Raw genomic sequence first — 23,239 nt, 5'->3', positions numbered from 1 at the left:
CGACTGGGCAGCGCAAGCACGTGGCTGGCCCGGGCCGGCTTGAACAGATGGCAAAAGCGGCCACTCCTGGTCGTGGAGTGGCCGCGATCACGCGGGGGATCGGCAGCGGCGGGGCCAGTGCCCGCCGGGCATAGGCCGGCTCCACCTCCGTGGCGAAGCGTCGGTCAGCCAGGCGTTGGACCAGGCGCCCGATGGTGCGTCAGCGAGCGGTACGACGGGAACGGACCACCTCGATCAGCACGGGCGAGAACGAGACGATCATGATCAGGGCGATCACCGGGAGCATGTAGTCGTCGATGCTGCCCTTGAGCGAGTCGCCGAGTCGGTAGCCGAGGAGGATGATCCCCACCGTCCACACGATTCCGCCGATCACGTTCCACATGAAGAAGGTGCCTCCCCGCACGCCCAGGAGTCCGGCCACGGGGTTGAGGAAGGTGCGCACGATCGGCACGAAGCGGGCGAGCACGATGGCCTTCCCGGCGCCGTACCGGTTGAAGTACGTCTCTGCCTGCGCGACATGCGCCTGCTTGAACATGCGCGAGTTGGGGCGTGCGAACAGCTTCGGTCCGAGCCGCGCGCCCATCAGGTGGCCGAGTTGTGCGCCGCAGACCGCAGCCACGGGCGCCCCGATCAGCAGCGCGGGCAGCGAGAGGTGGAAGTCGGGGCGGCCGAAGACCTCTGCCGCCGCTCCCGAGGCACCGACCCCGGCGAGGAAGAGCAGCGAGTCGCCGGGCAGGAAGAAGCCCATCAGCAGTCCGGTCTCGACGAAGATGATGGCCAGGATGCCTATGAGTCCGAACGCCATGATCAGCGACTGGGCGTCCAGCACGTTTACAGCAAGGTCCATGTGGACCCCCCCTCATGAAGGTTGGTGTGGGTAGCGGTGGCGCCCCTCTTCGGCGGCACCGGGTGGAGATGAGTCGTGTGCGGCCAGATGCCGACCGAGCACAGACGGACGAAGCGGATCCCCGGCCGGCAGGCGGGCTGCCGAACCCCCCGCGCACGCCCTCCTCCACCGCCCGCACCGCTTCAAGGCCGTGGGAGTCGGCTGCGCCGCCCGTCGATCAGTGCGCGACGCCCACCGCGGCCGGCACCGGGCGGAAGACGCGCTCCGGCACCTAGCCCTTCTCTGTGGGTCGCTCGCCCAGGATGAGCGGCGCCGAGGTGTCGGCGAAGAACGGCGGGGCGATCACGCTCAGCCCGCCGTCCACCGCCAAGGTCTGGCCCGTGATGTACTCGGCCCCCGGCGAGAGGAGGAAGGCGATGGTGTCGGCCACCTCCTGGACCGAACCTGGCCGCCCCTTCGGGATGCGCTCCAGCACCGTGGCCATGTCGGCCATCCCCGGCACCCCGTAGAAGAACTCCAGGGAGTCGGAGTCGATCAGGCCACCGTTGACGGCGTTCACATTGATGCCGTACGGGGCGAACTCAACGGCCATGTACCGGACCCAGGACTCGATGGCGGCCTTCATCGAGCCGAGGGCGGCGTACGTCGGGTAGGCGCGGATGCTGCCGTAGCTCGACAGGGCCACGATCCGCCCGCCGTCGTCCATCAGCCGGACCGCCTGCTGCGCGCCCAGCACGAACGACCGCAGGTTCATGGCGTGGGTACGGTCCAGATGGTGGGGCTCCAGGTCGAGGATGTTCTTGAAGACGCCGGCCGCGGCATTGGAGACGAAGTAGTCGAGCCGCCCGAATTCGGCCTTCACCGTGGCGAAGAGGCTCTCCACGCCCTCGACCGTCTCGATGTCGGCCTGTACTGCCAGGCCCCGGCCGCCCGCCTCCTCCAGTTCGGCCACGGTCTTCTCGGCGAGGTCGGCGTTCTTCTTGTAGTTCACCACCACGGTGGCGCCGTCCCGGCCGAGGGTGAGCGCGAGCGCCCGCCCAATGCCGCGAGAGGCGCCGGTGATCAGTGCCACACGGTCCTGGGACGTCCTCTTCCGCTCGGTCATCGGGCTGCCTCCGTACGATTCAGGAGCTCGCGGAAGACGACGGTCTTCTGGATCTCGTTGGTGCCTTCCTCGAAGCGCTGGGCCCGGGCGTCCCGGTAGACCCGCTCGATCGGGCTGGACTTCCAGTAGCCGGAACCGCCGTGCACCTGCAGCGCCTTGTCGGTGACCCGCCCGAGCATGTCGACCGCCGTCAACTTGGCCATCGACGAAAGCATCGCGGCGTCGTCCGCCCCGGCCTCCCAGCAGCGAGCCGCGTGCAGGGTGAGCTGCTTCGCCGCCTCGATGTCCGCCTCGTTCTCTGCCAGCATGAACTGGAGCGCCTGCCGCGAGGTCAGCGGCCGGCCGAAGGTGACCCTGTTCCGGGCGTACTCCAGCGCCAGCTCCTGGGCGCGGCGGGCCAGTCCCACGCAGCTCATCGCCACCGAGATGCGTGAAGGTGTCAGGAAGCCGCCCAACGCGACTGCGAGGCCGTCCCCTTCGGCACCGAGCCTGTTCGCCACCGGAACCGGCGTCCGGTCGAAGGTCAGGCGGGCGTGGTCCGTGCCGGTGACGCCCATGGTCTGTGAGGTGTCCTCGACGGTCACCCCGGCCGCGTCCCGCGGCACCATGAGGGCGACGGTTCCCTCATGTCCGGTACTGCCGGCCAGCCGCGCGGCCAGCAGCCAGTAGTCGCACCGCACGCCAAAGGTGATGAGGTGCTTGGTGCCGGTCAGGTAGTACGTGTCGCCTTCCCGAACGACGCTGGAACGGATGTCGGCGCCGGAGCCGGCGTCCGGCTCGGTCAGCGTGAAGGCGACCTTGAGCCGGCCGGCGATGGAAGGCAGCACGAACCGCTCGCGCTGTTCAGGGGTGGCGAACTGGTCCATCGCCCGCCAGGTCCCGTTGACCACGTGCACCACCATGCGCAGGGAGCCGTGGCTGCGGGAGAACAGCTCCATCACGTCCATCCACTGCGGGAAGGAGAGACCACGCCCGCCGTACTCGCGGGGAGCGGCAAGCGACAGGTAGCCGCGCTCGCGAAGCTCGGTCCAGAGCTCCTCGGGGACGGTACCTGTGCTCTCGATCCGGTGGGCCCACTCCTCGGCGGGTCCTGCGACGTACGCGGCGACTTCGGCCCGCAGTTGCTCGAACTCGGCCGGTGCGATGCCCGGCCCAGCCGGTGCGACCTCGGTGATGCTCATGCCTTCTGCTCCTCGAGTGGTGCGGGGCAGAGGGCCTCGGCCCGCTGCCTGAGAACGAATTTCTGGACCTTGCCGGCCGGATTGCGAGGCAGCCGGTCGACCAGCTCGAGACGTTCCGGCCAGTAGTGCTTGGAGACCTGGTGGTAGTCCAGGTGCTTGCGCATCGCCTCCAGGTCGAGGTCTGCGCCGTCGACGAGCGCCGCGAAGGCGCAGGCGCGTTCGCCGAGCCGCTCGTCCGGTGTGCCGACCACCGCGACCTCGTCCACCGACGGATGCTGGTGCAGCAGTTCCTCGATCTCAGCGACGGGGACCTTCTCCCCACCACGGTTGATCACGTCCTTGACCCGGCCGGTGATGCGGACGTAGCCGTCGGAATCGATGACGGCGAGGTCCCCGGTGCGGTACCAGCCGTCGCTCGTCCAGGCTTCGGCCGTCAGGTCGGGACGGTCCAGGTAGCCCACGAAACAGGTCGGGGATTGGACCTCGAAGTTGCCCTCACGTCCCGCCGGCAGCGTCCGTCCCGCGTCGTCGGTCACCCTGAGCTCGACCCCGGGCATGGCCCGGCCGTCGGTGCCCCACACCTTCTCGGGTGGATCGTTCGGCGCGGAGAGCGATCCCAAGCAGGTCTCCGTGGTGCCGAACGCGCCACAGACCGTCGTGCCGAGGACGGTGGTGGCCCGGTCGGCCAGGCTCCGCGGCAGGGCGGCTCCGGCCACGACGATCGTCCGCAGCGTCTCCGGGGCCCGGCCCCCCGCCTCGACCTCTTTGACCAGGTCGGCCAGGAACGGCGTGGCCGCCTGGACGAAGGTGGCTCCGTGCTTGACGACCGCCTCCAGGGCGGTGCGCGGGTTCCAGTGCGCCTGGACCAACTGGGGTACCCCAAGGGTGACGGCCAGCCACATCCCGTAGAGGAAACCCGTCTGGTGTGCCAGCGGCGACGGGATGAAGACCACGTCGCGGTCGTCCAGTCCGAGCCGTTCGGCCTGCAGCCGGACGGCGTGACCGAGGGTGTCGTGCCGATGCAGGACACCCTTCGGCTCACCGGTGGTCCCAGAGGTGAAGAGCAACTGCGCCAGGGCGTCGGGGGCCGGCTGCCGAGCGGCGAGCGCCACGGTGTCGACGGGGGTGGCGGCGGTCGCGGCGCCCCAGTCGGACCAGGTCAGTCCCTCGCCGTCGGCGGGGAGGTCCACCGCTCCCCCGTCGGCCGAAACCACGGCCACGTGACGGACCTGGGACCGGCCTGCCGGGTCCTCGGCGAACCAGGACGCGGTTTCCCCCCGGTGGTCCCGGTTCCTGAACCTGTCCGCGATCAGCAGCACGCGCGCGCCGGAGCGGCGCAGCGCGAAGGCCATCTCCCGCTGCCGGAGGATCGGCATGAGCGGGCAGCAGACGGCGCCGATGCGCAGTGCGGCGAGCGAAACCTCCACGAACGCGGCCCAGTTGGGAAGTTGGTAGGCGACCGCTTCGCCGGGCTGCACGCCGAGGGCCAGCAGGGTGGCGGCCGCGCGGTCGACCCGCTCGTCGAGCTCTCGCCAGGTTGTCTCGGCGGCGTACCCGTCCCGCACGTCCACCAGGGCGGTGCCGTCCGGGCGGTGCTTGGCCCAGTGGCGCAGCTGCTCGGGAAGCGAGGCGGGCGGAGGGACAGCGGGCCCCGGCTCGACGGACAGCCGCAGCCCCAGGCCGGTCAGGTCCTCCAGGAATCCCGGGTAGGAGATCTCGTAGGCCTTCGGGTACGTAAGGGTGGTGACGCCGTGCGCCTTCGTGCCGGCCAGCGCGAGCGACATGAGGATCCGGTGGTCGTTGTACGAGGAGACGCGCGCGCCCGTGAAGGCCGTCACCCCACGCACACGCAGCGTGTCGCCCTCGACAGTGAGGTCGGCGCCCATGGCGTTCAGTTGGAGCATCGCGGCGACTCGGTCGGACTCCTTCAACCGGACGTGCCCGATGTGCTCGAAGACCGTCTCCCCCTCGGCCAGGCCGGCCAGGGTGCAGAGCACCGGGAGCATGTCCGGGACCTCCCGGCAGTCCACGGTCGTGCCGCGCAGCCGGATGCCGTCGTGGCGGATGCGGACGCCGTCGGCCTCTCCCTCGAGCGCCATCGGCACCCCCATGCGCCGGACGACGTCGAGGAAGCCGATCTCCGGGTGGTCGGCCGAGTCGCCGTCGAGCCGCGTGATCCCGCGCAGCAGCACGTCGGAAGGGTGGATGGCGGCGGCCGCGATCCCGAACGCGGCGGAGCCGAGGTCCGGCGGAAGGGTCAGGTCGGTCGGCCGGGCGCTCTGCCCCGGAGCGATGTCGAACCGCCGCCAGTCGTCGGACACGGTCACCTGGAGACCGAAGCGGCGCATCATGGTGACCGTCAGTTCCACGTACGGGCGCTCGTTCAGCTCGCCGGACACCTCCACGACGGTGGGGCCGGAGGCGAAGGGTGCGAGCAGGAGCAGCCCCGAGATCCACTGCGACAGCGTGCCGGGTATCACCACCCGGCCTCCGGTGGGCCGGCCCGGGGTCAGATGGACGGGCGGGCAGCCGTCGGCCGAGTCCAGTTCCACCCCCAGCTGGCGCAGCGCGTCGAGCAGCGGTCCGACCGGCCTGCGGCGGAAGTACTTCTGTCCGGTCACGGTGACCGGGGACTCCGCCAGTGAGGCGAGGCCGAGCATGAGGTACAGCGTGGTGCCGGAACTGCCGGCCGAGACGGTCTGCCGACGCGGCCGGTAGCGGCCGCCCCGCACCACGTACGTGTCGCCCTCGACGCTGATCCGGGTACCGAGGTCGCGCAGCAGGCGGACGGTGTACTGCACGTGGCGGGCGTCCGAGACCCCCTTGATCCGGCTGGTGCCCTCGGCGAGCGAGGCGAGGATCAGCGCGCGGTGGACGTGGTACTTGGAGGTGGGGACCAGCAGCTCGCCGCGCAGCGGCTTTCTGGTCGGCCTGACCATGAGATGCATGAACTGCCTTTCCGGCTCTCTGAGTCGGGACGGAGGGTGGCCGCTCAGGCCGGAATCTCACCGTGCTCGATGTAGGCGACGGCCTGTCCGACGGTGGTGAGGCGGTCGAAGACGTCGTTGGGCACATCGGTGCCGAGGCGGCGCTGGATCAGGACGAACAGCGAGACGATGGCCAGCGAGTCCATGCCCAGGTCGTCGATGAACGAGCTCTCCAGCGAGACGTCCTCGGCCGGAACACCGGCGACCTCGTCGAGGATTTCCTTGAGGACCTGCAGGGTGTCGCTCTGAACAGCGGTCATGATCAGTTCTCCTTGGTCGGATGGGCCGGCGCGGTGGTGGCCTGTACGGGCGGTCCGGCGGGCGCCGGTGGCAGTCGGACGACCTGGCCGCCCCAGACGAGGCCGGTGCCGAAGGACAGCAGCAGGGCGAGCCCGCCCGGCCTGGCCTGGCCCGAGGCGAGCAGCTCCTGCATGGCGAGCGGGATCGACACCGCGGAGGTGTTGCCGTGGATCTCGACGCTGCGGGCCACCGCCACGTGGTCGGGGATCCTGAGCTCTTTGACCAGTTCGTCGATGATCCGCATGTTGGCCTGGTGCGGGATGAAGGAGTCGAGGTCCCGGACGGTCACACCGGCCTGCTCCAACGTCCGAGCGGCGATGGGGCCGAGCTGATACGCGGCCCACCGGAACACCTCCCGGCCGTCCATGGTGATCACCGGCCACTCGGGGGCGGGCGCGTCGCGCAGCGCCGCCCAGGAGTGGCTCTGCCGGATGGTCTCCTTGTGCGAGCCGTCGGAACCCCAGACCACCGGGCCCACGCCCGGCTGGTCGCAGGGGCCGACCACGGCGGCGCCGGCTCCGTCGCCGAAGAGGAAAGCGGTGCCGCTGTCCTCCTGGTCGAGCAGTTCGGAGAGCCGTTCCACGGCGATCACCAGCACGTACCGGGCGCTCCCGGCGGCGACCATGTCGGACGCCAGCGACAGCCCGTAGCAGAAGCCGGCGCACCCGGCCGAGATGTCGAATGCGCCCGGTGCGGCGGCGCCGATCCTGTCCGCGACGCCGGCCGCGAGTGAGGGGAACTGGTGCAGGTGGGAGACGGTGGACACGATCACGCAGCCGACCTCGGAGGCGGCGATCCCGGCGTGTTCCAAGGCCCGCTCGGCGGCCGTGGCGGCCATGAACTCCACCGTCTCCGTCGGCTCGGCCCAGTAGCGGAACCGGATCCCGGAGCGGCTGCGAATCCATTCGTCCGACGTATCGATCCGCTCGCAGATCATCTCGTTGGTGATCTGCCGCGACGGCAGGTACGTGCCGATGCCGAGCAGACCCGTCAGGGCTCCCCGGAAGGCCGAACCGTGTTCTGACAAAGGGGTGTTCACGCGGTCGCCGCCCCCTCGAAGTCCTCAGGCCCACACCAGCGGACCAGCGCCGCGCCGATGCTCAGGCCCGAACCGAACGCGGCGAGCACCACCTGGTCACCCGGGGAGAGCCGGCCGAGGTCATCCGCCTCCCGCAGTACCAGCGGAACGCTGGCACCCGAAGTGTTGCCGTACTTCTGGATGTTGGTGACCGTGCGGTCGTCCGGTACACCAAGGGCGGCCATGATGCCGCGGACGATGTAGAGGTTGGCCTGGTGCAGGGCGAACAGGTCGACGTCCGACACGTCCTGCCCTGCCCGCGCGAGCAACTCCTGGATGATTTTGGGCACTTCACCGACGGCGAAGTCGTGCACGGCCTTGCCCGAGAGCGTGGCGAAGTTGTCGCCGAAGGCACTGGTCAGCCGGCGCCCGTCGCGCAGCGTCCGCTTCTCGCGCGCCACCCAGACCGCCTCGTAGCGGGACGGGTCGCTGTGCAGCAGCGTGAGGCCCACCCCTCGGTCGGGACGGCAGCGCTCCAGCAGGTAGCAGGCCGCGCCGTCGCCGAAGATCACCGCCGGTCCGGGGTCCTTCCAGTCCATGGTCCGGGTGTTGACGTCGGCGAGCACCACGGCTACCCGGCGGTATTCCCCGGAGGCGAGGTACTTGGCGCCGACGTCCAGCGCGAACACGCCTCCCGGGCAGGCCCCGCTGTTGATGTCGAATCCGGTGGCTCCGTGCGCGCCGGCCTTCTCGATCACCCGCATCGCCGTGGGCGGTGCCATGTTGTCCGGTGTGTAGGTTCCGCAGATGACGAGATCCACCTCGGACGGGCTGACGCCCGCCCGGGCGCACGCGTCCTTGAACGCGGCGGCCCCCAGGTCCGAGGTCCACTCGTCCTCGGCGGCCATCCGGCGGGTCTCCACGCCGATGTTTTCCCTGATCCAGTCGTCCCGGGTGAGGAGGACCTCCTCCAGGTCGGAATTGGTGACCACCTTCTCGGGGAGATATCCGCCGACCGCCCGAATTCCCACGCCCCAGGACCGCGCCAGCGGTGTTCCGGATATGTCCATTCAAGATTCCCTGTTCGATTCCATGAGCCGGTTCAGATGGTTCGGCGTGCGCGGCACCTGTTCACGCCCCGCCCCCGGCCCCTGGGGGACGGAGCACCAGGGCCGCCGCCTGACCCCCGGCATCGGTGGTGAGCACCAGTGCGGGAGCGAGAGGCAGCTGCTGTGCCCGAGCGGCGACGCCGATCGTTGGCAAGCACGGATCCCATCCGGTGAACCCGCAGGTCGGCGGTGCCAAGCCGGCCTCCAGAGCGCGCACCGTGAGCGCGAGCTGCACCACGCCGCTGGCGCCCGCACAGTCGCCGAGCGCCCCGAAGGGGCTGAAGACGGGAACGGATGGACCCATCACCTCGTGCAGGGCGCGTGCTTCTGGACCGTCGACCCCGGGGCAGCCCGTGGCCGAGGAGCAGACGAGGCCGATGTCGTCGGCGTCGAGCCCGGCCTCGCGAAGCGCCGCGAGCGCGGCACGCACCGCCGCGTCCTGTCCGGCGTCGCCTCTGACCGTGCTCCAGCCCGGCACCTCGGCGAGCACCCGCGCACCGCGGTCGCGCGCCCTGTCGAGGCTTTCGAGCACCAGCACGACGACGGCCTCTCCCGGCACGGCGCCTCCGTGCCCCGCGGAGAAGGGCCCCGTCCCCGGCCGGTCCACCCGGGCGGCCGTGGGGTCCAGAGTTTCGACAGCGGCGACGAGAACGGCCTCCGCCGCGCCCGTAAGCACCTGATCGGCACCCACGGCCAACGCGTGGCTGCCCGAGCAACGTCCTGCGGTGACCGTCACGATGCTGCCCTCCGCCCGTGCGGAGACCGAGAGTTCGGAGGCCACGGCGTTGAGACTCGCTTGGGGGCCGGAAGACGGACTCACGAGTGCCGGGCCGTGGATCACGCCGTCGTGCAGCACCCGCAGATAGTCGTCGAGGCCGGCGGTGGTGGTCCCGAGGACGACGCCCACGTCGGCGGGCGTCGGCGCACCGCCGACGTCGAAGCCGGCATCCCGCCAGGCGAGCGCCCCTACCCGGGAGACGAGCAGGGATTCCCGGCTCAGCGCGCGGAGCCGTTTCCTCTCGAACGCCGCTACCTCCGGCAGATCGGAGGAGAGAACCGCGGCGAAGCCGGCCCCGCTGAAGGGACCGCCGCCGTAGGTCGTGGTGGCGACGGCCGTGCTGCCGCCGAGCAGAGCCTCCCACGTCGCGTCCAGTCCGGCACCCAGCGAGCTGGCGACGGCCATTCCCGTGATGGCCACGGAACGGGTCATCGAGCCCTCCTGGAACCGAACCGGGTGAAGACGGTGCACCCCGTGTTGCCACCGAATCCGAAGGCGTTGTTGACGGCCACGTCCACGCGCGCCTCACGGGCCTCGACGGACACGAGGTCCATTGCGCACTCCGGGTCCACGTCGACCAGGTTGGCCGTCGGCGGGATCACCCCGTCACGTATGGCCAGTACGCAGCCGACCGCCTCGATGGCGCTTGCCGCACCCTGGGCGTGTCCGAGCGCCCCCTTCAGCGACGAGACCGCCGGAGTACGCGCACCGAAGACATCCCGGATCGCGCGGGCTTCGACCCGGTCGTTCGACGCGGTGCCCGTGCCGTGCGCGCTGATGTAGTCGACCTGGTCGACCGGAACGCCGGCCTGCGCCAGAGCCCGCTCCATCGAGCGCCGCGCACCACGCCCCTCGGGGTGCGGCGCAGTCATGTGGTAGGCGTCGGAGGCACTGGACCAGCCCGCGAGCTCGGCGTAGATCCGTGCACCGCGGCGGCGGGCGTGCTCGTACGACTCCAGCACCAGCGCGGCCGAGCCCTCGGCAACGAGCAATCCCGCACGGTTGCGGTCGAACGGCCGGGCCACGTCCGGCGCGAGCGATCGCAGGCTGGTGAACAGCATGAGGAGCGCGGACGACATCTCGTCCACCCCGCCGGCGATCATGACGTCGGCACGGTTGGCCCTGATGGTGTCGGCGGCGTACGCCAGCGCGCTGTTCCCGGAGGCACAGGCGCTGCTGACCACCGAGCTCGGGCCCATGAAGCCGAGTTCTCGGGATACGGCGTCGGCGAGGTCCACCAACGGGGGAGCCGGGTCGAGCCCGTCCGTGTCGGCCGGCGGCTCACCGCGGTGGAACCGCAGGACGCCCGCCTCCACCGCGGCGCGATTGCCGAGCAGGGTGCCCATGCAGACGCCGGCGCGGGTCGGGTCCGAGGTCCACGGCCGCACACCTGCATCGGCGGCCGCCGCGAGGCTCGCGGCCACGGCCAGCTGTGTGCTGCGCGGCAGACCCGATCGCGCGTCGCCGAACCCCTTGACCTCACCCCCCATTCCATGGGGAAAGCCCGATACGTCGCACAGCGTGATGGGTCCGGTACCGACCGCTCCCTTCACCGCCGCGTCCCAAAACTCCCCGACCGTAGTGCCGATCGGCGTCAGCGCGCCGACCCCTGTCACCACGACCGCTGCGGACTGCCCGCGTGCAACCATTTCCTGTGGTTCCCCTCGTGTGGTGGCCTCGACCTCCTAGACCAGTCCTTCGCCGCCGTCCACGCTGATGACGTTTCCGGTGAGCCATGACGAGTCGCTCGCCGACAGCAGCACGACGGCTTCGGCGATGTCCTCCGGGACGGTGGCCCGGCCGTGCGGATTGGCCTGCGTCGCCCGCTGGATGAGGTCGTCGCAGCCGGGGATGCGCTCCAGCGCAGGTGTCTTGGTGACGCCCGCCCGTAGCGCGTTGACCGCGATGCCGGAGGGAGCGAGTTCGACCGCCAGCTGCCGCACGTGCGAGACGAGCGCGGACTTGGCCGCCGACACGGCTCCGTAGTGCGAGATGACCCGGTTGTCACCGTGGCTGGTCAGGGTGAAGACCTTGGCGCCCCGTGGCAGCAGCCCCGCGGTGTGGAGGTCCCTGACCCAGTAGACGAGGCTGTGCGCCATCACGTCGCTGGTCATGTCCATCTGGCGGGGGGTGATGACGCTCGGCTCGCCGTCGCTCGGGATGAACGGCAGCAGGCTGCCGAAGGCAAGGGAGTGCAGTACTACCCGCACACCGGCGTCGCCGGTGACCTCCGTCAGCTTCTCCACCAGCTCCGCCCGCGTCGTCTTGCTGGCGGCGTTGGCATTGTGGAAGGAGACCTGCGCCCCCAGCTCACGGAGTTCATCCGTGAGTTCGTCGATCGCTTCCAGCCTGTCCGCGGAGTCGAAGTGAACGCCGAAGATGTTCGCGCCCGCCTTCGCCATCGCCAGCGCGGTGGCCCGGCCCATCCCGCTCGACGCGCCGAGAATCAGACACCAAGTTCCCTTGGCCGAAGTCAACATGTGTACCTCTCACTGTGTGCCGGGCGAATGCCCTTGGGTCGGCCGCCTTCCGCGGCGCCTTGCCGGCCGTCTCACCCTGCGGAAGGGAATGTCTCGCGGATCAGGTCGTTCACGGCCGCGGCGAACCTCTGCGGTTGCTCCTCCATCGGCAGGTGGCCGCAGTCCTGGAAGACGCGCAACCGTGCGTCGGGCAGCGCCGCGGCGAGCCCGCGGGCGTCGTCCAACGGCGCGAACGGATCCCCGTCACCGGCCACGACGAGCACCGGCAGATCGAGGGCTGCCGTGTCCAGGAAGGGACTGCGCAGGTAGGTCTCGAAGAAGCGCAGAAAGCCGTACGCCCCCACGCGGTCACGGACACGCAGCGCCATGTCGCGACGTACGTCGTCGTCGAGGGGCCGCCTGGAGCCGACGCGCAGGCATTCGTCGAGGAAGCCGTGGTACGAGTTCAGGTAGTGGGTCGCGGTGTGCCAGGCGAAGTCCGCCGGACTGCGTCGGTGGAACGGTGCGACGACCACAGCTGCTGCGGGACGCACCGCGCGGTCCATGGCGGCCAGGGACTCCAGGGCGAGCCCGGTGGAGAAGGAGTGTGCGATCAGAACGTCCACCCCGCCAGGCACCGCGTCCAGCGCCTGTCCGATCCACGCGACCTGATCGCCCCGGTGGCTCCAGGTCTCCTTGCCGGCGGCTCCCCAGGGCATGAGGGCCGCCCAGAACTCGACTTCGGGCGCCGCGAGCCGTGCGCAGTCGTGCCATACGGTGTCGGTCCCGGCCAGCCCGTGCAGCGCCAGAACGCGAACGGGCTCGCCTGCCGACGCCTGCCGTGTCCTGCGAACGAGAACCTCGTCCGCGTACGGCCCGGCATTGCGGCGGATCTTCCGCTGATTTCTGTCGCTTGTCTCCGGAGCCTCATGCCGTGCAGACACCGTCGTCCCGCCCCTCCGTTTTTCCTGGTTCGCAGATCATTGGGCTTTCGGCTGGCGGCGACTCCAGATGGCCCCGCAGCCAGTTCTCTCCAATGCGTTGAACGAAAATTATCACGCTGCACTAAAAGCCGTGATAAGCCTTCCTATCAATCACGCTTTTGCGGCTGGCCGTGCAGCACTTTGAGTGCCCTCCACGGCGGGCAAGCGGTCTACCAGGCGCGGCGTCGCCCGCCGTGGCCTGCGTCGGAGCCTTGTCGCAGCGGCCTTTGGAGCCTGGCCGACGGCAAGGCGGGAAGCCCTGGAAAGACCTCACTAATGACGGACTACGCCTCTCGCTAAAGCCGACCAAGGAGGCGGATAAAGCCAAGCCCGGGCGCCTTGAAACGGTCCCGAATCATTGGTCATAGTGGTCGCCCGGCGTGGGAGCGTGTCGTCGCGACTCATCAGCCACGTGCTGTACCGGGCGCGCGATCGCCGGCGCACGAGAGACAACCGATAGAGATACGTGGGTGAATATGCTGACCTCCGCAGAGGCGACGGCCGAATCGCGTCCTGCCCGGCGACCGCACGCACCGCCGCTGCTCGACTCATTGACAGGGCTGCGTGGCCTGGCCGCGATCCTGGTGTTCGGCTTTCACTTCACGACGTTCCAGTTCGTCTTCGGTCCGACGGGCGGCCTGGAATTCGCCCCGCTGTCGCGCCCCCGCTTCCTCACCATGAGCGGGAACTTCGCGGTGGGCAGCTTCTTCATCCTCAGCGGCTTCGTCCTGGCCCTCACCACACGTGAGGGGACGAGCCTCGCCAACTTCTGCGCCAAGCGCGTCGGGAAGCTGTATCCGGTCTACTTCGTCACGACCGCGCTGTCCATCGGTGCCATCTTGGTGCTCGGGATGCCGATCACCACGGAAAACATCGTCCTGCACCTGACACTGCTGCAGTCGTGGGTCCCCTTCCAGGAGATCTACACCGGCGTCAACCCGGTCACCTGGTCGCTGAGCACCGAAGCATTCTTCTATCTCCTGTTCCCGCTCGCGCTGTTCGTCGTGCAGCGCCTGACCTCGCGGGCCCTGTACTGGGTTCTCGGTGCCGCCGTCTTCCTCGAGTTCGCGCTGCCGCTGTACGTGATGCACTACTTCACGGTGAAGACGTCGAGCGGCCACCTGGAGTACTTCAGCACCGGGTCCCAGGGCGGCGACCTCGTCTACTGGCTCACCCTGCCCTTCCCGCCGTACCGCTTCCTCGAGTTCCTCGTCGGGATGGTGTGCTGCATCCTCCTCAACCGGGGAGTGCTTCCGACCATCCGGCAGAGGTGGGCGTGGGCCTGGTGCGCCGTCGCCTATGTGATCGGTACGTACAGTGACGGTCCGCTCCAGCGGACGGCGGTGGGCTTCGTCGCGCTGCCCTTCCTGGTGGTCGCCCTGGCACAGGCCGATCTCGCGGGCCGCTGGTCGCTGCTGCGCGGCAAGGTCTTCGTGGGGCTGGGGAAGCTGTCCTACGGCATGTACGCGATCCAGCTCCTGGTGGTCCTGCCGTCCGAGCCGTTCGTCATGCGCTGGTTGTCGTCCCTGTTCGGGGTCTCGACGTCCACGCTCGGCGAGCCGGTGTGGAAGATGCTGGTCATGGTCGCCTACTTCGGCCTCGTGATTCTCCTGTCGGTGCCGATCTACCGGTACATCGAGGTTCCGGCATACGACTTCGCCAAGCGGCTGTATCGGTCCCGCAAGGGTTCGCCGATGTTCGCCGCACCGGAGTCCGCGGGAAAGTCGAGCCTGTGAAGGTCTGCGTGATCGGCTCCGGGATCTTCGGCATCGCGGCCGTCCGGGAAATCTCACGGCACCTTCCGGAGTGGTCCGTGCACTGGGTGTCGGAGGACCCCGAGGCCGGCGGCCTGTGGAACACCGCCTCCAAGCGGAGCCGTGTGTACGACACGCTGTTCCTCAACACCTCACGGCAGCGCAGCGCCTTCGCCGGCACGGCGATCCCGGCCGAGCCGTCGGTGCACTTCGTCCACCACTCGCTCTACTCGGCCTACCTCGCCCAAGTGGCCGCCGAGTGTCAGGGCCCGCAGCGCCACTGGGAGTGCCGAGTGGACTCCGTGTCCGCCCGGGAGGGCGGTGGCTGGCTCGTGCGGTGGTACGACCGCGCCGGAGCCGTGACGGAGGAGGAGTTCGACGCCGTCGTCGACGCCACCGGCCACAACGTCGATGCCGTGTGGCCGGACGTGCCGCGTGCGGCCGAACCGGCGTACGCGCTCAGCCACTCCGCCGAGTACAAGAACGCCGAGCCGTACCGGGGGAAGAGAGTCCTCGTCATCGGCAACGGCGCCTCGGCCGTGGACATCGCGTGCGAGCTGATCACCGCCGCATCGCGGGTGGAGATCAGCATCAGGACCCCGAAGTGGTACCTGCCCAAGGTGCTGCTGGGCAAGCCGATCGACCACTCGGGCGGCGGGTTGAGCCACGCCCCGCTGGTGGGCCGCGTGATCGCCAGAGTGGGGGAGTCAGTCGTCCGCCGCGTGGTGGGCTCCCACGACTTCTTCGGACTGGGCGCCCCCAAGAGCCCGCTCGCCGATTCGACGCCGGTGTTGAGCGACCACTTCCTCCCCCATATCAGCCACGGCCGTCTGCACACGCGCACCGGGGTGGTCGCCCTCGAACAGGACTCCGTCCGCTTCGCCGACGGCACCGAAGGCACGTTTGACGCGGTCATCGCGGCGACGGGGTTCCAGGACGCCTCCCCGCACCTGCCCTCCGACGTGCGCGACACGCTGAGTCGGCACCGGCTCGGCTTGTCCCTGGAGGCACCGGGGTCGCCGGGGCTGTATCTGCTCAACCGCTTCCGCTGCGGTGACTCGGCGGTCAAGTGCGCCGAAGTCCAGGCCGCGGCAGTCGCGCGCAGCCTGCCGAGTTCACGCTCCCGTTCCGGCGCACCTCCGGACCTCGCGGGTCCGGAGGTCGCCGGACGCCGGATAACCGCACGCACTCTACGGAAGGTCTACGAGGGATACCGATGAAGACAATGCCGGGGAAGCTGGGTGCCATCGGGCTGGGCTGGTACGTGCCCGATCGGCGCATCGACAATGAGACGGTCTCACGGTGGTGCGACGTGACCCCGGAGTGGATCACTGGGCGTACCGGGGTGGAGGAGCGCCGGTACGCCGACGACGGAGAGTCGACCTCCACGATGGCGGCCAAGGCTCTCGCCATCGCCCTGGAGGACGCTGGACTGCACGGCAGCGAGCTGGCCGCCGTCATCGTCTGCACCTCTACCCCAGACCAACCGCAGCCGCCCACAGCGGCGTTCGTCCTCGCCGAACTCAAGCTGACGGACATACCGGCCTTCGACGTCAACGGGGTGTGCGCCGGTTTCCTCTACGGTCTGGGCGCTGCCGACGGATGGCGCAGGCGCGGACCGGTGGCCCTCATCGGCGCCGACAAGTACTCGACCATCCTCAACCCGGTGGACCGCAGGACCGTCAGCCTCTTCGGCGACGGGGCGGGCGCGGTCATCCTCGACGCCCTGCCCGCCGGCTCCGAGGGTGTCAGCGTGGTGGCGAGGTGCCAGGCCGAGCACGTGAACCTGGTGCGCGTACGCGGCGGCGGCAGCAGCCTGCCGCTCCGGAACGCGCACGACCCCATGGCGGACCGGTTCGAAATGGACGGGCGGGGGGTCGTTGCCTGGGCGGAGTCCGCACTCCCCCCGGTGGCCGCCCAGGCGTGCGCCGAGGCCGGCGTGGCGCTGGGGGACATAGACCGGTTCGTATTCCACCAAGGCAGCGGCCGGATGGTCGAGTTCTGCGCCAAGTGGCTCGACGTACCCATGGACAAGGTGGCAGTGACGGCTGACCGGTTCGGCAACACGGGCGCCGCCACGATCCCCCTGACGCTCGCCATCGAGGCCGGAGCGGGACGCATCACGAGGGGCGACCGCGTGATGATCGCCGGACTCGGCGGGGGAACCGCGGCCTGCGCCACGGTGATCACGTGGTGAACCGGCAGGTATCTACGGAAAGCACGGCTGCCGCAGCCGCCGGCCCGCGTCACCGCGTGTGCCGTCCCCTCGGCGGCGGCCAGGATTCAAGGTGAGGCAAATGACGAACGACACGGGCACCGAACCGACCGACCTTCCGCGACTGCCGCAGGGAACGCCCGCAGGGTGTCCCTACGCCCCGCCGGAGTCGGTGGCATCGCTTCGGGAAACCGCTCCGCTGACACGGGTGGAGCTCCCCGACGGTGAGCCGGCCTGGCTCGCCACGAGCTACGAACTCGTACGGGAGGTCCTCACCCACCCGGGATTCAGCGCCAACCCGAAAGCTGACGGCTTTCCGCGGTGGAACCTGCCGGGAGGCACCGACCTGCCGCTGAGCATGACGCACGCGGATCCACCGGTGCACAGCCGGCTGCGCGCGCCGGTGGCCGGCGAGTTCACCCCCCGGCGCATCCGCCGGCTCCGCCCTGACATCGAGCGCATCACCCTTGAGCGTTGTGCCGCCATCGAGGCGCTGCCGCAACCCGTCGACCTGGTCACCGAGTTCGCGACCCCCATCCCGGCTCTCGCGATCAGCCTGCTGCTCGGCGTGCCCGCCGACGACCTGGCCGACTTCGAGCGGAACATCCGCCTCGTCCTCGCCCACGACGACCTGGAGTCGAGCGAGCGCGACCAGGCCAAGCTCGAACTGCTGTCCGCCGTGACCAAGCTGATCGCGGACAAGCGCGCCCAGGCGGACGACAACCTGCTGAGCAGACTGATCACCGAGAACCCGGACATGAGCGACATGGAGTTGGTGTCGTTCGTGGCACTGCTGCTGTTCGCCGGGTTCTCCACCACCGCGCACATGATCGAGCTCAGCGCTCTGACACTGATCCAGCGCCCGGATCTGGCGGAGCGGGCGCGCAACGACCTGTCGGTGATCCCGGCCCTGGTGGACGAGTTGCTGCGGTACCACTCGATCGCCCGAGACTCGCCGAGGAGGGCGGCGCTCGAGGACATCGAACTGGGCGGGGTCACGATCCGGGCGGGCGAGGGCGTCATCGCCTCGGTCCAGGCGGCGAACTGGGACGGGGCTGCGTTCCCCGAACCGGACACGATCGACCTCGACCGGCCCCGGACGCCGCGGCACCTCGCCTTCGGCCACGGGATCCACGTATGCCTGGGGGCGACCCTCGCCAAGCTCGAGCTCGAAGTGGTCCTGGAGGAACTCGTCACGCGCTACCCGAACATGAAGCTGGCCATCCCGGACGAGGAAATCCGGTTCCGGACCACGACCCATCTCCACGGGTGCTATTCGCTGCCCGTGGACCTCGGGCTGGAGGCCGGTGCGTGAAGCCCACCGTGACCCTCAACCAGGGTCTGGAGGTCCCCCGACTCGGTCTGGGCATGTGGCAGATCCCGGACGGTGACGCCGAGTCCCTCGTGGGCACCGCGCTGGAGGTCGGTTATCGCGGCATCGACACCGCCACGAGCTACCGCAACGAACGCGGCGTCGGCGCCGCCGTGGCCGCGTCCGGCATTCCGCGCGACGAGATCGTCGTCACGACCAAGCTCTGGAACAGCGACCACGGTACCGACGAAGCGCTGCGGGCCTTCGATGCCAGCCTCGAACGGCTCGGCATGGACCGGGTCGACATCTACCTCATCCACTGGCCGCTTCCGCTGCGGGACCGGTACCTGGAGACCTGGCGCGTCCTGGAGAAGCTCCACGCTGAGGGACGGATACGCGCGATCGGCGTCTCCAACTTCACCGCCGGCCAGCTCCGCCGGCTCATGGACTGCTGCGACATGGTCCCGGCCGTCAACCAGGTCGAGCTCCACCCCGGCTTCCAGCAGGCGCAGCTGCGTGAGTTCCACGCCGCGCACGGCATCGCCACACAGGCGTGGAGCCCGCTCGGTTCAGGGCAGGGCCTCCTCGACCTGCCGGTCCTGGGCGAGATCGCCCGGGCGCACGGCCGCTCGCCGGCACAGGTGGTGATCCGCTGGCATCTGCAACTCGGCAACCTCGTAATCCCCAGATCGTCCGCAGTCGCCAGGATCAAGGAAAACTTCGACGTCTTCGACTTTTCCCTGGACGAACACGAGATGGCCAGGATCGCGTCGCTCGACACCGGTCAGCGGCAAGGACCCGATCCCGACACCTTCGACTACGGGTAGATTCCGCCGCTCGGCGGCGGACGAAGGGTAAGAGCGCTGTCACGGCGCGCACGCGGCGGCTCACGGCGGTGGTACCGGCTGTGAGCCGCCGCGGAGCGGGGGCCGCGCAGATCAGACGAGTCATAGAGGAAAAGACGATGATGTATGAGCACGTGAAGCGGCTGTCCGGACCGCTGCTGCGTACCGCGGTACGACTCGAAGCCGTGGGCCTGGAGAATGTGCCGCGGTCGAACGGCGTCATACTCGCGTCCAACCACCTGTCCATCGTGGACTCCACATTCCTGCCGCTGGTGCTGGACCGGCAGGTGACCTTCATGGCGAAGTCGGAATACTTCGCGGGAGGCCCCTGGCCGATGCGGATCATCTCGTCCTTCATGCAGGGCAGCGGGCAGGTTCCGGTCGACCGTGAGAACCAACGGGCCGCCGTGGCCTCGCTCGACGCGTGTCTTCGGGTGGTGAAGGACGGCGGAATCTTCTGCATCTACCCCGAGGGCACACGCTCCCCGGACGGCCGGCTCTACCGGGCCAAAACAGGCGTGGCATGGCTGGCTCTCACATCCGGCGCGCCCGTGGTGCCGGTGGCCATGAGCGGCACCGACCGCGTCCTGCCGCCCACGCGCGCACTTCCGCGTCCGGCCAAGGTCAAAGTCACCTTCGGCAAGCCCGTTGACCTCTCCGCGTACGAGGGCTCCGCCGGTGACGCCCGTGCCCGCAGGGCCGTCTCCGACCTGATCACGCAGCGCATCGCAGAGGTCTCCGGCCAGGAGTACGTGCCCGTTTACGCGGCGAAGGCGAAGGAGCAGGGCTGACCTGTACGGCAAAGGAGCCGCGTGCAGTGGGCGGTTTCCAGGGATCGTCGCAACACGTGGTTGTGTTGATCAGGCCGCGAGAGATCATGCAAGCGCTCGGCTGGGGTTTCCCAGTCGAGCGTTTGGCGTGGGGTCGGGGGTTCGTGTTCTCGTTCGAGCCGCGCTGCCGGGTACTCGCCGGGATGCCGGCTGCGGCGGATCTCCCGGCTGACGGTGGAGGGCCGGGCGGGGGCGCCACCGTGATGATCGGTGACGCCCCGACGTCCCGGACCGCGGGCCCTTTGCCGTACGTCAGTCGGGGATTCCGCCGTCGACGTGCAGTACGTGTCCGGTGATGTACGAGGAGCGGGGCGAAGCGAGGAACGCCACGGCCTCCGCCACCTCCTGCGCGGTCCCCAGCCTCCCGACCGGGATCTTCTTCACCGTCTTGTCGCGAACCGCCTCGCTCACGGAGTCGGTCATGTCCGTCGCGATGAATCCGGGCGCCACGACATTGGCGCGCACGCCGAACCGGCCCACCTCCTTCGCCAGCGACTTGGTGAATCCGATGATCCCGGCCTTTGACGCGGCGTAGTTCGTCTGCGCCGCGTTGCCGTACACGCCCGTCACCGAGGAGATGGTGACGATGCTGCCGGTACCCCGCTTCATGAACTCGAAGATCGCCGCGCGGCACACGTTGTAGGTACCCGTCAGGTTCGTCTGGATGACGGTGTGCCAGTCGTCCGCACCCATCCTCAGCAGCGGCGCGTCACGGATGACCCCGGCGTTGGAAACCAGGACGTCGATCGGACCCAGGGTTTCCTCGGTCTGCCTCAGGTACGCGCGTACCGCCGCCTCGTCGGTCACGTCGACCTGGGCGGCCGACACCCGGACGCCGTGCGCCCGGGCAAGGCTCTCGATCTCCTCGGCCGCGTTCGACGCCGTCTGGAAGCAGTAGCTGACGTGGTAGCCGTCAGCCAGCAGCCGTTCCACCACGGCCCGTCCGATGCCTCGGGACCCGCCGGTGACGACGGCGACGCGGGTGGTGTCCTCAGCCATGGCTCAAACGCTTTCGAGCTTGGTCGCGAGCAGGCCGTAGGTGCTCCGCAGGGAGCGGACCTCCTGCATGTGCTCCTCCCCGATCTTGACCTGGTACTTGCGCTCCAGGGAGACCAGGATCTCCAGCGCCAGCAGGGAGTCCATGTCCAGGTCTTCGACGAAGTCGGCGTCGTCGGTCACCTCGGCGGTGTCGATGTCGAGGATGTTGGCGATCGTCTCGCGGAGGTCCTCGATGTCCAGTGCGACGGATTGCTGCACCATGTCGTCTCTCTTTCTCATATCGTGTGCTGTGTGATGGGGTGCCGCGGAACGGGATGTTCGGGCGGTCCGCCCTGCGGCGCGGAGGGCGGTGCGCCCTCGGCGTTCAGTCGACCTGCGGTAGGTGGCCGGGCAGCGGCTTGGTGGTCGTCATGGCCATGGCGACGTTGCCTTCCCTGGCCGCGGTGACCACCAGCCGGGCTCGCCCGCAACCGGACCGGACGCCCTCGGCGAGCAGTTCCACGGCCTCCAGTGACCCGGCGCGCGGTACGTCCGTCGCCGGGGGCACGTCAGGTCCCCTCCGACCGCGGACCGCGTCAAAGACGGCCCGTGCGACCGGCGATCCGTCCGCCACCAGGCGGACGTCGATGGCGTCGGCCCCGTCGAGCCCCGCCGTAACGGCGTCGAGGGCCGAGACCACGATCCGCTCCGCCCGCTCGCGGCCTGCGGCCGTCGACAGCGCACGCGGCGGCAGGAACAGCAGGCACGACCGCAACAGCGTCGTCCCCGGCCCGGCCGATGCGCGAGGGCGCAGTACGAGGACGGCGGCGCCGGTCTCGGGCAGCGCGTCCGCCGCATACGGATCCGGCGCCTCGGTCGCGCCGGCGAGCACGACCTCCGCCCGCCCGCCCGCCACTTCGTGGGCGGCCAGGTGCAGCGCCTCCACGCCGGCCACCCGTGGTGATGTGACCGTCAGGTTGAAGCCCTTGAGCAGGTGCTCGGTGGAGAGCCGGGCGCCGACCAGATTCACCGAGAAGAAGGGCGCCGTCATGGGGCTGACGAAGTCGGCCCCCTCGGTCCGAGTCGTCCGGTCGATGACGGAGTGCAACTCGGCCACCGCGCTGTTCGTCCCGATCACGGCGCCGCGCCGCTCCTCGGGACACGACTCCAGCAGACCGTCGCCGCCCGCAACGGCCGCCTTGGCCGCTGCCAGCAGGTACTGGCACGCCACGGGCAGGTATTTGTAGCCGCGCGGACCCAACTGCGATCTGTGGTCGAACCAGGCCTCACCGGGCGCGACGCCGACGGGCGGCACGGTGACCCCGACGCCGCTCACCGCCGCCTCGGCGACGTGGGGTCGCAGCATCACGGGACTCCTCCGTCGAGTACGAGCGACACGTTGCTGCCTCCGAAGGCATAGGAATTGATCAGTACACCCGGTCGGGGCAGCGGCGTCGGGCCGCCCTGCGGGAGCCACACGTCGCACGCCGGGTCCTGCCGTACCAGGGCGATGTTCGGCGGCACCTGCCCGTGCCGCAGGACGAGGGCCGCGGAGACCGCGCTGAAGGCGGCCGCGGCACCGGCTGTGTGCCCGATGTAGGCCTTGAGGCTGAACAGCGGCGTGGAATCGCACCGCTGCCCCAGCACCTCGCGCAGGGTCTCCGACTCCAGCAGGTCGTTCGGCTGGGTCCCGGTGCCGTGCGGGATCACGCAGCCGATCGCCTCGGGCCCGCACCCCGCGTCCCGCAGCGCCTCCCGCGCCGCACGCACCAACTGGCGGCGGCCCGGATCGGGCGCGGTGGTGTGGTAGGCGTCGCAACTCCATGCGGTGCCGGACAGCCTGCCGTAGGTACGGCGGCGCGCCGCCGCCCGAGCGGACTGCACGACGAGCATGGCCGCGCCCTCGCCGAAGACGGTCCCCTTGCGGTCGGTTTCGAAGGGGCGGCAGCCGTCCGGATCGATGGCTCCCAGCCGGTTGAAGGCGGCGATCGGTACACCGGCGCTTCCTTCGGCCCCGCCGACGAGCACAGTCTCCGCCTCACCGCGCCGGATGAGGTCCATCGCGACGCTCAGGGCGTAGCCGCTGGCGGCGCAGGCGTTGCTCACGCTGATGTTCGCCCCGAAGGAGCCCAGCGCATTGCCGACGGCCGAGGCGACGGAGAAGGACGGCGTCCATACCGCGTCATCGGGCACACCCGCTCGGAAGGCGTCCTCGCGTTCCTCGCACATCCCTATGGCCGTGGCGATGACCACGGCCATGCCGGCGACCTCTTCGTCGGTCAGGCCCGCGTCCACGACCGCCTGGCGGGCGGTGTGCACGGCGAACCTCGAGGCCCGGCCCCAGGTGGAGTCGTCCTCGGCGCGCACCGATGCGTCCGTGGCGGGCGGGACCTGGTAGGCGAGGGGAGCGCGGACATGTCCGGTCAGCGACTCCACTGGCGTGGGGCTGCTCCAGCCGGCCTGCAGGCCCTTCCAGAAGGCCTCGGGGCCGTCGCCGAGACAGCTGATGGCACCGAGGCCGGTGACGAAGACCTCCAT

Annotated in this window: 21 protein-coding genes; 6 read left to right on the top strand and 15 right to left on the bottom strand. The window is 69.8% G+C overall.

All coding sequences use genetic code 11. The features are described 5' to 3' along the window. Positions 1-199: 199 nt before the first annotated feature. The 11 genes from AB0D29_RS01280 to AB0D29_RS01230 all read right to left on the bottom strand — a co-directional run bounded on the left by AB0D29_RS01280 (position 200) and on the right by AB0D29_RS01230 (position 12,728). Complete coding sequence (locus AB0D29_RS01280) at positions 200-847, bottom strand: VTT domain-containing protein (protein WP_362851583.1); 648 nt, start codon at positions 845-847, stop codon at positions 200-202. A gap of 271 nt (positions 848-1,118) precedes the next feature. Continuing rightward, a complete protein-coding gene (locus AB0D29_RS01275) occupies positions 1,119-1,952 on the bottom strand; it encodes an SDR family oxidoreductase (protein WP_362851581.1) in 834 nt (277 codons plus the stop codon). Continuing rightward, positions 1,949-3,133: an acyl-CoA dehydrogenase family protein gene (locus AB0D29_RS01270; RefSeq protein WP_362851579.1), complete on the bottom strand. Its 1,185-nt coding sequence runs from the start codon at positions 3,131-3,133 to the stop codon at positions 1,949-1,951. The genes AB0D29_RS01275 and AB0D29_RS01270 overlap by 4 nt, the downstream gene beginning before the upstream one ends. Continuing rightward, on the bottom strand, positions 3,130-6,081 hold the full coding sequence (gene aroA, locus AB0D29_RS01265) for a 3-phosphoshikimate 1-carboxyvinyltransferase (RefSeq protein WP_362851577.1): 2,952 nt from the start codon (positions 6,079-6,081) through the stop codon (positions 3,130-3,132). Before aroA ends, AB0D29_RS01270 begins: the two co-directional genes overlap by 4 nt. A 44-nt stretch (positions 6,082-6,125) precedes the next feature. Beyond that, complete coding sequence (locus AB0D29_RS01260) at positions 6,126-6,380, bottom strand: acyl carrier protein (protein ID WP_362851575.1); 255 nt, start codon at positions 6,378-6,380, stop codon at positions 6,126-6,128. Positions 6,381-6,382: 2 nt separating this feature from the next. Then, positions 6,383-7,459 carry a beta-ketoacyl-ACP synthase III gene (locus AB0D29_RS01255; RefSeq protein ID WP_362851573.1) on the bottom strand — a complete coding sequence of 359 codons (1,077 nt, stop codon included), beginning with the start codon at positions 7,457-7,459 and terminating at the stop codon, positions 6,383-6,385. Further along, positions 7,456-8,508 carry a ketoacyl-ACP synthase III gene (locus AB0D29_RS01250; protein ID WP_362851571.1) on the bottom strand — a complete coding sequence of 351 codons (1,053 nt, stop codon included), beginning with the start codon at positions 8,506-8,508 and terminating at the stop codon, positions 7,456-7,458. Before AB0D29_RS01250 ends, AB0D29_RS01255 begins: the two co-directional genes overlap by 4 nt. 61 nt (positions 8,509-8,569) lie before the next feature. Continuing rightward, a complete protein-coding gene (locus AB0D29_RS01245; RefSeq protein ID WP_362851569.1) occupies positions 8,570-9,757 on the bottom strand; it encodes a beta-ketoacyl synthase N-terminal-like domain-containing protein in 1,188 nt (395 codons plus the stop codon). Next, positions 9,754-10,974, bottom strand: coding sequence for a beta-ketoacyl-[acyl-carrier-protein] synthase family protein (locus AB0D29_RS01240; RefSeq protein ID WP_362851567.1), 1,221 nt, complete (start codon positions 10,972-10,974; stop codon positions 9,754-9,756). The genes AB0D29_RS01245 and AB0D29_RS01240 overlap by 4 nt, the downstream gene beginning before the upstream one ends. 36 nt (positions 10,975-11,010) lie before the next feature. Next, positions 11,011-11,805, bottom strand: a complete 795-nt coding sequence (locus AB0D29_RS01235) for an SDR family oxidoreductase (protein ID WP_362851565.1) — start codon at positions 11,803-11,805, stop codon at positions 11,011-11,013. Between the two features lie 71 nt (positions 11,806-11,876). After that, complete coding sequence (locus AB0D29_RS01230) at positions 11,877-12,728, bottom strand: alpha/beta fold hydrolase (protein WP_362851563.1); 852 nt, start codon at positions 12,726-12,728, stop codon at positions 11,877-11,879. Positions 12,729-13,243: 515 nt separating this feature from the next. Here AB0D29_RS01230 and AB0D29_RS01225 point away from each other — a divergent pair. The 6 genes from AB0D29_RS01225 (at position 13,244) to AB0D29_RS01200 (ending at position 19,684) form a co-directional block, all read left to right on the top strand. Beyond that, complete coding sequence (locus tag AB0D29_RS01225) at positions 13,244-14,503, top strand: acyltransferase (protein ID WP_362851561.1); 1,260 nt, start codon at positions 13,244-13,246, stop codon at positions 14,501-14,503. After that, the gene (locus AB0D29_RS01220) at positions 14,500-15,741 is read left to right on the top strand and encodes an NAD(P)/FAD-dependent oxidoreductase (protein ID WP_362851559.1); all 1,242 of its coding nucleotides are present in this window, start codon (positions 14,500-14,502) and stop codon (positions 15,739-15,741) included. The genes AB0D29_RS01225 and AB0D29_RS01220 overlap by 4 nt, the downstream gene beginning before the upstream one ends. Beyond that, positions 15,738-16,718 (top strand): ketoacyl-ACP synthase III, encoded by a 981-nt coding sequence (locus AB0D29_RS01215; protein ID WP_362851557.1) that lies wholly within the window; start codon positions 15,738-15,740, stop codon positions 16,716-16,718. The genes AB0D29_RS01220 and AB0D29_RS01215 overlap by 4 nt, the downstream gene beginning before the upstream one ends. A 100-nt stretch (positions 16,719-16,818) precedes the next feature. Beyond that, positions 16,819-18,051 (top strand): cytochrome P450, encoded by a 1,233-nt coding sequence (locus tag AB0D29_RS01210; RefSeq protein WP_362851555.1) that lies wholly within the window; start codon positions 16,819-16,821, stop codon positions 18,049-18,051. Positions 18,052-18,104: 53 nt separating this feature from the next. Then, positions 18,105-18,875, top strand: coding sequence for an aldo/keto reductase (locus AB0D29_RS01205; RefSeq protein ID WP_362851795.1), 771 nt, complete (start codon positions 18,105-18,107; stop codon positions 18,873-18,875). A gap of 137 nt (positions 18,876-19,012) precedes the next feature. Further along, positions 19,013-19,684 (top strand): lysophospholipid acyltransferase family protein, encoded by a 672-nt coding sequence (locus tag AB0D29_RS01200; RefSeq protein WP_362851553.1) that lies wholly within the window; start codon positions 19,013-19,015, stop codon positions 19,682-19,684. 291 nt (positions 19,685-19,975) lie between these two features. On the opposite strand, the gene fabG is transcribed toward AB0D29_RS01200, so the two are convergent. From fabG to AB0D29_RS01180, 4 genes are all read right to left on the bottom strand, one after another. After that, positions 19,976-20,722: a 3-oxoacyl-[acyl-carrier-protein] reductase gene (gene fabG, locus AB0D29_RS01195; protein WP_362851551.1), complete on the bottom strand. Its 747-nt coding sequence runs from the start codon at positions 20,720-20,722 to the stop codon at positions 19,976-19,978. A 3-nt stretch (positions 20,723-20,725) separates the two neighbouring features. Next, a complete protein-coding gene (locus tag AB0D29_RS01190) occupies positions 20,726-20,983 on the bottom strand; it encodes a phosphopantetheine-binding protein (RefSeq protein WP_362851549.1) in 258 nt (85 codons plus the stop codon). A 103-nt stretch (positions 20,984-21,086) separates the two neighbouring features. Next, entirely contained in the window at positions 21,087-22,067 is a 981-nt protein-coding gene (locus tag AB0D29_RS01185) for a beta-ketoacyl synthase N-terminal-like domain-containing protein (RefSeq protein WP_362851547.1), read from the bottom strand. Beyond that, positions 22,067-23,239, bottom strand: a complete 1,173-nt coding sequence (locus tag AB0D29_RS01180) for a beta-ketoacyl synthase N-terminal-like domain-containing protein (protein WP_362851545.1) — start codon at positions 23,237-23,239, stop codon at positions 22,067-22,069. The genes AB0D29_RS01185 and AB0D29_RS01180 overlap by 1 nt, the downstream gene beginning before the upstream one ends.

Origin of the sequence: Streptomyces sp. NPDC048424 (assembly GCF_040651555.1) — a bacterium.
GTDB lineage: Bacteria > Actinomycetota > Actinomycetes > Streptomycetales > Streptomycetaceae > Streptomyces.
Note: the sequence above shows the minus strand (reverse complement) of the source record. Positions and strands in the feature narration are given on the sequence as shown.